This window comes from Mycobacteriales bacterium (assembly GCA_035533475.1).
Taxonomy (GTDB): Bacteria; Actinomycetota; Actinomycetes; order DATLTS01; family DATLTS01; genus DATLTS01.
Map to the genome: position 1 here is coordinate 1 of DATLTS010000062.1, position 9,751 is coordinate 9,751.

At 71.5% G+C, this 9,751-nt stretch carries 6 protein-coding genes; all 6 read left to right on the plus strand.

Annotated elements, in window-relative coordinates; genetic code table 11:
* Positions 1 to 181 precede the first annotated feature (181 nt).
* The 6 genes from VNG13_15045 to VNG13_15070 all read left to right on the plus strand — a co-directional run bounded on the left by VNG13_15045 (position 182) and on the right by VNG13_15070 (position 9,437).
* Positions 182 to 322 (plus strand): hypothetical protein, encoded by a 141-nt coding sequence (locus tag VNG13_15045; GenBank protein HVA61831.1) that lies wholly within the window; start codon positions 182 to 184, stop codon positions 320 to 322.
* 211 nt (positions 323 to 533) lie between these two features.
* A complete protein-coding gene (locus VNG13_15050) occupies positions 534 to 2,081 on the plus strand; it encodes a DUF2397 family protein (protein ID HVA61832.1) in 1,548 nt (515 codons plus the stop codon).
* On the plus strand, positions 2,078 to 3,370 hold the full coding sequence (locus VNG13_15055) for a TIGR02678 family protein (protein HVA61833.1): 1,293 nt from the start codon (positions 2,078 to 2,080) through the stop codon (positions 3,368 to 3,370). Before VNG13_15050 ends, VNG13_15055 begins: the two co-directional genes overlap by 4 nt.
* Entirely contained in the window at positions 3,367 to 7,518 is a 4,152-nt protein-coding gene (locus tag VNG13_15060) for an SbcC/MukB-like Walker B domain-containing protein (GenBank protein HVA61834.1), read from the plus strand. Before VNG13_15055 ends, VNG13_15060 begins: the two co-directional genes overlap by 4 nt.
* Complete coding sequence (locus VNG13_15065) at positions 7,515 to 8,834, plus strand: DUF2399 domain-containing protein (GenBank protein ID HVA61835.1); 1,320 nt, start codon at positions 7,515 to 7,517, stop codon at positions 8,832 to 8,834. Before VNG13_15060 ends, VNG13_15065 begins: the two co-directional genes overlap by 4 nt.
* A gap of 93 nt (positions 8,835 to 8,927) precedes the next feature.
* Positions 8,928 to 9,437: a SigE family RNA polymerase sigma factor gene (locus tag VNG13_15070; GenBank protein HVA61836.1), complete on the plus strand. Its 510-nt coding sequence runs from the start codon at positions 8,928 to 8,930 to the stop codon at positions 9,435 to 9,437.
* The last annotated feature ends 314 nt before the right edge of the window (positions 9,438 to 9,751 follow it).

Here is a 9,751-nt window from a genome sequence, read left to right on the forward strand (position 1 = left end):
CCAGGTCAGCATCACACCCGCCGATCCCGACACCGGCGAACTACTCGCCACCCCCGCCTGACCCGCCGATCCACCACTCGCGACGCCGACCCGCCGCGCGCTGCCGCCTGCCCGGTTAAGGCGTAGTTTTCGGATCAGCGACGCGGATCTCACCCTGACCACCGCCCTGGCGCTGCCGACGATGACGGTCGCGGGACAGACCCTGCTCAAGCGGCTGACCCTGGTCATCCGGGAGGGGTTCATCGAGGAGGTGTTCTATCCGGTGTTTCCCCCGGACGGACATGCCGCTCAGCTGCTCGATTGGCTCCGTCGGGTGATCTAACCCTCATCTGTCACGGCAGCCTCAATCTTCCCAAACAATGACCCCCAGCCTGGATCTGTCGCCGACACCGGTTACTGGCTGCGCGTTTCTGTCGGTGGCCCGGGTTAGCGTGCCTTTCTGTTAGAAGGGAGGCCGGTCGATGGCCCAGAGCGGCGGTGAGCTGGACGTACCTCGCGAGCCAACGCGCGCTGGCGCTCCGACGGCGAGCCACGTGCCGCCGCTGCCGGGATCCGACGGCGAGCGCGAGATGGTCGTGGGCGTCTTCGACTCGCGGGCCACCGCCGCGTACCTAGTCGCTCCGGGCTCCGATGATTACGTCGCGGTGATGGACGTGCTGGAGGCGTCCGTGACCGACCTGACTCCGTCCGACATCGTCGCCGCGCTCGCTGCCGTCGGGCGCCCGCTGGAGGAGCGGGTGGTTACCGCGCGGCTGGACAAGCTGCGCGAGTGGTCGGCGGTGTCGGCGCGAACGGACAACGCGCGCATCCTGCGGTACTCGGACATTGTGGCTCGCAACTGGCGGTACACCGCGACACCGCTGGGCCGGCAGGTTCAGCGCTTCTACAACAACATCCTGTCCGGGTTGCTCGTCGTACGGGAGATCCCGCTCACGAACCTCGGCCGGCTGGTTGACTCGTTGGAGCAGATGGCAGGGCTCGCCGGCGACCGCCCGGACGTCGACCGTTGCGCCGAGCTGGTCGCTCAGGTTTTCACCGCGCACGACGACCTGGATGGCGCGCTCGTCGGCGCCGAGGACGCGCTCGCGGGTCTCGCCGACCGGTTCGACCTCGACGACGACAAGGCGGGCGAGCTGAAAGGTCTGCTCGTCGACTACGCGACTCACGTCGCGGTGGAGCTCCGGCGCGGCTCCGCCAGGGCGGCGCGTGCCCTGAACCTGCTCGTCGGCGACTTCGAGAAGCTGGCGGGAGCGGCGGTCGAGGCTTCGACTGCGCGCGAGCTGATCGCCCGTGGTGCGTTGACGGCGTCCAAGGGCGGCCGGGTGGAGGACTGGACGGGGCTCGTCGCCTGGTGCGACCCGGAGCGCGGCCGGGCACAGCGGTTCGCGCTGCGCCTGGTTCGGGCGTTGCCCGGGATGCACGCGAACCTGCGCCGGCTGCACACCTCCAGCGGCACGGCGACGTCTCGCGCTCGGGCGCTTTCGCTGGCGAAGGCCTGCCACTCAAGTGACCTGGCACCGGCGTTGTTTCTCGTGGCGCTCGGAGACCACTCGTGGCGCAAGCTCCACGGTGCGGGGGACGATGATGAGTTGACCCGGGTGCCCTCCTGGCGTGCGGGGCCCACGGTTGCCGTGCCCGAGTTGCTGCGACTCACCGGTCGCACCGGGGTCCGGGGGCGGCCGGCCGCGGCGCGCGACGACGCCGTGGCACGTGCCGACGTGGAACGCCGCCGCCTGCAGCGTCGGCGGCTGCGCGAGGAGGCACTCCTCGAGGTGCTCACCGCGCAGGCCGGCTCCGTGCTGACCGAGCCTGCTGCCCGCCTGGCAATGACGGCCCTGATGGCGGCGGTGCGAACCGGCGCGGCCGGGCCGCGCCGCTCGGCTGCCCGCGACGGACTCGCCTGCACGTTGTTCCATTCGCCGGGGGAGACCGGCGTGATCCGCGCGCCAACGTGGCGAGTGTGGCTCCCTGACCGGATGGCGGTGTTTCACGCGCAGGGTACCGTCGCGGCGCCGCCTGATGTGCTGTTGGTCGATGACCGCGCCACGCGACCCCTGGTAGTTGTGGACGGTGCGGCGTGAGTACGTCCGGCGACTTCGCTACCCCCGAGGTCGCCCGGCCCCGGCGCTGGTCACCCGAGGGTGGTATCGAAGCCGCCGAGATGCTGCGGCTGCTCGCGTTTCGCCCGTGGCTGGTCGCCAGCCGGGACGACGAGGCGATCGCCAAGGTGCGGCGTAACCTGCCGGAGATCCGCAGTGCCGTTGGCCGGCTCGGCTGGGCGCTCGTCGTGGAACGTGACCTGGTCCGGCTTCGCAAGTCCGGGCCGGTGCGCCGCGAGGCGTGGGCCGCGTCGGCACCCTCTCCACTCACCTGCACCTGGTTCTTCCTTCTGGTCGCTGCCGCCGAGGCGGTACCGCCCACGGTCCCGCTAGGCAAGCTCGTCTCTGCCGCGAAGTTGGCTGCTGCCGAAGCCGGCGTTGCAGTGACCGGCGAGGTCACCGAGCGCCGTGCGATCGTGCACGCGTTGAAGTTGCTCGACGAGCGGGGTGTCATCGAGCAGGTCGACGGTGACGTCGGCAGCTTCGTCACAGACGACGAACCACCAGTTCTGCTCGCGGTGCACCACACTCGGTTGCTGCACGTCATCGCGAACTTCGGGGCCGCGGACCCCGCCGCCAACCCGGCCGGATGGCTGCGGCAGGCGGAAGCCGAGCCCGACACCGGCCGGCGGATGCGGCGCCGTCTCATCGATGACACGGTCGTCCACACAGCCGACCTGAACGAGGCCGAGGCGGACTGGATGCGCCGCCGGGTGCGCGGCGACGATGGCGAGCAGCTCGCGAAGGCGTTCGGGCTGCACGTGGAACGCCGCAGTGAAGGGGCCGCTTTCGTCGTCCCGGACGACGCCTTCCGGTACGACCGCGAGCTTGGCCCGACACCGTTCCCAGCCTCGGGGACCGTCCCGCATGCCGCGCTGCTGCTCTGCGGCTTCGCACAGACGAACGGCATGATTGGCGATGACCGCCCCGGGTGGCTCGCTGTCCCCGAGCGCGACGTCCGCACCCACCTGACGGAGCTCTCCGCCCAGTTCGCACCGGGTGGTGGCGGTTGGCGCGCCGACCTGGTCGACAACCCCGCGGTTCTTGTCGCCGAGGTTCAGGCCCTGCTAACCGGGCTCGACCTGGTTCGTGTCGGCGTCGGCGAGGACACCGTGTGGTGGTTCTCGCCGTCGACCGCCCGATGGGCCTCCCCGACTCGGCCGACCCCGAAAACGCGCCACCCGACGGCTCACGGCGAGCAGTTGCCGCTCGTCCCCGCGGGTGGCACCGAAGCCGTGCCCGGCGACGAGAACGCTCAGGAGATCCCGTGACCCTCGATGCCACTGAGCCTGATTGGCCGCTCCTGGCGGTCAGCGACGAACCGGTGCCGGCGTCCGCCGACCGGTTCGGGCGCAGATGGCGCCTCGTCGCGGCCGGCCTTTCGAACGTGTGGCGTTACGGCGACCTGCTCATGGACGCCAACAGCGGCCGGTTGCTGATGCGTGGCCCGAACGGGACCGGTAAAACGACGGCCCTCGAGATCCTCTGGCCGTACCTGCTCGACCTCAACCCGCGGCAGCTCGGTGCCGGACAGGCCCGGCAGACAACTCTTACCTCGCTGATGCGGGAAGGCGCGAACGGCCGTCGCCGGATCGGATACGCCTGGCTCACGTTCGTCGGCCCCGGCACGGACGGTGAACTGTCGTACGGCGTCCGCCTGCAGTTCTCCGAAGGGTCGTCACCGCCGGTAAAGGTGGTGCCATTCCGGCTCCCGGTCCGCCCGGTCACCGGGATGCCGCTCGTCGGTGACGGCCGCAGCGCGCTGTCGATGGAGGAGTTCACCGCCGCAGTCGTGGCAGCCGGAGGTCATCTGTTCGCCGACGAGGAGGAGTACGTCGCGGACCTGGCCGCCCGAACGCTGCGCACCAGCGCCGCCGAGGCGCGGCTGCTCGCGAGCCGCATCCGACAGGTCCGCAACCCGAACCTGCTCGGCGACCTTGGCCCGCAGAAGGCCCGGGACGCACTCCGCGACGTCCTGCCCGGCGTCGACGAGGAGGTGATCCGCGCGGCCGCGGAGGCGCTAGCCGAGAGCGAGGAGACCCGGAAGGCGTTCGACTGCGACCGGGCGAATGCGAGCATCATCGCCGATTTCGCCACGGTCTGGGCCGGCCACGCCGCCGACGTCCTCAGCGCCGCGCATCAGGCTACCGACGACGCGCGCGGCGAGCTGCGCCGCCGGCAGCAGGAGGTGAAACGCCTCGACGGCCTCGCCGCCCGCACGGCGGAGGGCCTCAAGGATGCCGAAGGCGACCTGTCTGGTCTCGCAGAACTGCGGGCCCAGCTCGAAGGGCGCGTCGATGGGCTGGAGAGCAGCGACGCGTACCGGAGCGCGGAGGCCCTGAGCGCGCTCGAAGGCCAGCTGGTCGCCGAGCTGGACGGCGCCGAAGCGGCTTGGGCCGCGCTTGCCTCGGCGGCCCGTGAGACCCGCCGGGCCAGCGTCGACCTGGTCGCGTCGCTCGGGGACCTGAGCGCCGACATCGGGGCCGAGCAGGCCAAGGTTCGCGAGGTCGATCCGGCCGTGATCGGCCTCGACCGCCTGGTCACCTGGACCTGCTCACCCCGATCGGTGCTGACCGTGGGGGACCGCAGCGTGGACCCGGGGCCCGCCGTGACCGTGACCGGCGACATCCAGCCGATTGCGGATGCGGTCACCGCGTGGCGCGACGCGGCCGCTGCTCACACGGGTCGGGCCGACGCCGCCGCGCTCGCCGTCACCGACCACGAAGCGGTCGCCGTCGCCGATCGCAATGCCGCTGCGGTCGACCGCAGGGTGGACTGGCTGAACGAGCGCCTCGACCACGACGAGAGCCGGCTGCGCAGCTTGGAGGAGCAGGCGGGAATCGAGCTGACCGCGCTGCTCGGCAAGGTCGCGTCCTGGACGAACGAGAACCGTCAGCTGGCGATGCCCGGCGTCGAGCCGGGCGGCAGCGCCACCGTCGGCGCAGGTTGGGACACGGAGGACATCGACGCGCTGCGGCAGGCGGAAGCCGGACAGGTTCTGGTCGCCGTCGAGGAGCTCGCCGCGACCGCGTCCAACCGGGCGACCAACTGGGCCGGGCAGCGTCGAGCCGATGCCAAGACCGCTGAGGACCACGCGCGTGAGCTGCGCACCGACGCGAGGGAGCTCCGACGTAAAGCTGAGGAGCTACGGGCGGGCAAGCTGCTGCCGCTGCCGCGCCCCGCCTGGGCGGGGGACGGCAACGACGACGATGCGCTCGGCGCTGCGATCGAATGGCAGCCCGTGGTGGACGGCGCCGCAAGGCTGCCGTTGGAGGCGGCGCTGTCCGCGGCAGGCCTGCTCGGCGCAACTCTGACCGACGATGGTGCCAGCACGGGCACGTGGCGCGTGGACACGCAAGCGCCGATCGTGCACCCGAACCTGACCGACGTCCTCGCCGTGGACACCGAGCACCCGCGAGCCGGGATGTCCGCCGCCGTCCTCGAGCGCGTCGCGCTCGCCGACACCGCGGCGTCCACCATCGACGCTGCGCTCGTCATCGGCCGCGACGGCACGTTCCGCGCCGGCGTCACCGTCGGCGCCCCGGCGCTCGTCTCGGGTGCGGGGGACTGGCCGCCGGCGCAGCACGTCGGTGCCCGTCAGCGGCGGGCCGCCGCACTGGGCCGCGCCGCGCAGCTCGAGGCGGAGGCGACCGATCTCGAAACCGAGGCGGGGCGGCTTGAGGCGAGCGGGGAGGCGCTCCGTCGGGAGGCGTCCGAGCTCGTGCAGGCCGCCACCTCGTTCCCGACTCGGGGACCGCTGCGCGGGGCGGAGGCGTCTCGCGCGGACCGGGCCGCCGAGGTGGCGGAGCGTCAAGCGGAGCTCGAGGCCGCGGTCACCGAAGCCGCGCGCCTCCACCGGCTGCACCGGCAGCTGCACGAGGAGTGGGCAGAGCGCACCCGCGGCTGCGGCCTGCCCACGGACCTCGACGCCCTGGGGGGCATCGAACAACTGTCGCGAGCCGCCGCAGGGACATTGCGCTCGGCTGCCGGTGTCCTTGCCGACCGACTCGCGCCGCGCCTGGGTCGCCTGCTCTCATCGGTGGACGGCGACGGCGCGACCCAACTCGCCGAGCTGTTCGGCAAGGCGCGCGCGGCGATGCAGCTCGCCACGGCCACCCAGAGCAAGATGGACGTGCTGCGCGAGAGCGCGGGCGCCGACATCGACGAGGTACTTCGACTGCACCAGCAGACGAAGCGGGAGCTCGGGGAGGCAGTTGAGCGGCTCGGGCCGGCGACGACACGACGCGACGACCTGCGCATCGACATGGCCCGTCTCGACGGGCAGCTCAGCGAGGCCCGGCGCCGGCAGGATGAGGCGGAGCCGCTGCTGGGCCTCCGCATGCGCGAGCTGGTGTCCCTGCTCGAGGCCCCGGGCGTCGCCGATGCCCTGTTCGCCGGCGGACCTCCCCGAGCCGAGCACCTGCTCCCCGACGTCGCTGCCGGCCTCGCGACGGCGAAGGCCTACACCAGCCGGACCGTTCGAGATCGCTACGACGAGGCGCGTGCCCGGCTTGCCGGCTCGTGGGTTCTCGCGAACGGCGACCCGTTCGGCGAACTGCTGACCTACCAGTTCAACTTCCAGGATGACTCGTTCACGCCGACTCGCGCGGCGACGCACGCTACCGCCCTCGCTGAGCGCGCCGAGGCGGCGCTCGCGGTTGCGGAGGAGAAGGCGCTCAGAGACTTCGTCGTCGGGATGCTGCCGTCGGCGATTCGCACCGGCTGGGTGCGGATGTTCGACTGGACCAGGGAGGTCAACGCCAAGATGCGCAGCGCATCGGCGTCCAGCCAGCTGAGCGTCCAGGTGCGGATCAGCGTCGCCGACGACATGTCCGAGCATGCCCGCACCGTGTACGAGCTCGCTTGCAAGGTCTTCGACGGCGACCGCAGCGCTGAGCAAGACCTTGCGATCGGTCACGCGTTGCAGGCGCTGATCGGTGCCGCCGAGGGAGCGGACATGGCGGAGAAGGTCGCCGCCGCCGTGAACATCCGTGATTGGGTCGACGTCAACTACGAGATTCACCGCGCGGACGGCACGACGGCTAATTGGACGGCGCGCACCGGTCTGTCCGGTGGCGAACGTCGGCTGGTGGTCCTCGCCCCGATGCTCGCCGCGATCGCCGCCGGGTATGACAGGTTCGGCGAGACCGCGCTCCGCCTGGCGGCGCTCGACGAGGTGCCGGCTGAGGTGGACGAGCAGGGTCGGGAAGGGCTCGCGCGCTATCTCGCCCAGCTCGACCTGGATCTAGTCTGCACCTCGTACCTGTGGGACGGGGCACCTGGCGCCTGGGACGGCGTGGACGCATGGGACCTCGAGGCCGGACCAGACACCACAGTCGTCGCATTCCCCATCTTGGTGCGCGGCGTCGTCCAGCTTCCCGGCGACGACATCCCAGCCCGGCCGGATGGTGAGATGTGACAGCCTGCCGCCTGTGCGACGGCGAGTGTGATGAAGCCGACCTGCGCCCGCTCCTCGCCGACGAGCTGGATTGGGTGTGGCGACGGATCGCCCAGATCGCGGACCGTCGCGGCGACCCGGCGCTTGGCGCCGGTGCAGTCACGCTCACCGCGCCGGTGGCTCCCGAGCAGCGGGCGGCCGTGCTCGGTCTCATTCCGGGACGCCCGCTTGGCGCTGGCCAATCCCGCCGGGTTGACTTGGGCGCGCTCTGCGTTGCGGTGCGGCGGCATGGGCCGAATCTCACGCCCGGGGCGGTGGCTGCGCACGCGATCGGGCGACGTCTCGCGACTCGGGCCAGGCGGAGGGACGACCGCGCTGAGTTCGAGCACGACCTCGAGGCCGTCGGTGCCGCCTGGGCCGCATCGTCGCCCTCACCGGTTGCCGCAGCTTGGGAATCCGCGTGGTCGTGGCTGCGCCGCTCCGGCTGGGTCGCGAAGTTACAGCTGGCCCCAGATGCGAGGGCACTGCTCACTCAGGCGTTCTCCGTTGTGGACGCGTTGCCTGCGCCCGGAGCCCGGCGGGACCGGCGCGTGCTCGCGAGCGACATCACCCGTGACCCGCACGCACTCGACGACGGAGAACCGCTGGCGGCGATGGTGCTCGCCCTGCTCGCAGGCTCCCGGGTAGCGTCCGGTCGCCGTCCGCGCGACGCCTGGGCTGCGGTCGGTGTCGACTGTGACGATCTGACCGGCGGACTCATCTCGGTCGGCATCCACCCGACGGGCTGGCGCGTGCCGTCCGGTGCCGTGGTGACGTTGCCGCCCCGGGAACTCACCCGATGCAGCTGGCCGGAGGCCGAGCCCGCCGGCGGCTGGGTGTTCGTGACGGAGAACCCGTCGGTCGCCTCGGCCGCGGCCGACATCGCCGGGACCGGGGGGACGGTGCGACTGCTCTGCACCTCTGGAACACCGTCGGGCGTAGAGGTGGCGGCGATCGCTCGGCTCGTGGACGCCGGCTGGGGGCTCGCGGTGCGCGCCGACTTCGATGCGGCCGGCATCGCCCACGTCACCACCGTGCTACGCGCCGTGCCGTCGGCCCACGTCTGGCGGATGACCGCAGCCGACTACACCGCCGCGCGGGGCGGACCGAACCATGTCCCCATGACCGACGTCCCCGACACGCCGTGGGACCCGACGCTCGCAGCCGAGATGAGGACGACCGGGGCAGCGGCATTCGAGGAAGCGCTGCTTGCCGAGCTGCTGGACGACTTGCGGACTGGGGCACCAAGGGGCGCGACGCGGCGGGCCCTCGCCGGCCGCACGCCCGCGATCCGGTAGCCGCTGATGGCCTTCGCCATCGGGTCCACGTCGAGCGCTGCTCAGTTGGTCTTTGGGTGGTTGTAAACCATCGGCCGGGGCCAGCCCGTCAGAATGCTGGAGGGGGTGCAGGTGGAGGAGGCGTTCCGCACGTTCGTCACCGATCGGTCCCGCGCCCTGTGCCGGATGGCATTTCTGATGACCGGCGACTGGCAGCGGGCCGAGGATCTCGTCCAGGAGGCACTCGTCCGGGTCTACGAGCGACGTGAGCGGCTGCGGGACGTCGACGCGTTGGAGCCGTACACCAGACGGGTACTGGTCACTATCTTCCTGGGTTGGCGGGCCCGGCGCTGGAACGCGGAGCAGCCGGTCGAGCACCTCCCGGAAGGCCCGGCGGCGGACTCGGCGGGGACAGCCGAAGACCGCGACCTGACGTGGCGGGCCATCCTGCGGCTACCTCGCCAACAGCGGGCAGCGGTGGTGCTCCGCTTCTACGAGGACATGACCGAGCAAGACATCGCGGCGGTTCTGGGTTGCTCGCCCGGGGCCGTCAAATCGCACCTGCACCGGGCGCTGGCCCGGCTGCGGGCGGACACCAGCCTTACCGGGGAGCGGACACGATGAGTTCAACTGAGGAGGCGATTCGGCTCCTGCTGCGGAGGAAAGCCGACGAGGCGGACCGACCGGTCGGCCTGCTAGCTCACGTTCAACGGCGCATTCGCCGGCGCCATCAGCGCCGGTTGGCTCTCGTCAGCCTGACCGCGGCAGCCGTGGTCGCCGGAACCACCGTCGGCGCGCTGTCACTAGCCTCGATCTTTCACGGGAAGTCGCGCGACACGGGGGTTGAGAAGCCGAAAGTGCCTGCCCTGCAAGGGAAAATGGGCTTGTCGAAGAGTCCAACAACCCTCGCAGAGAGGCACCTCGTAGATGCAGAGTAA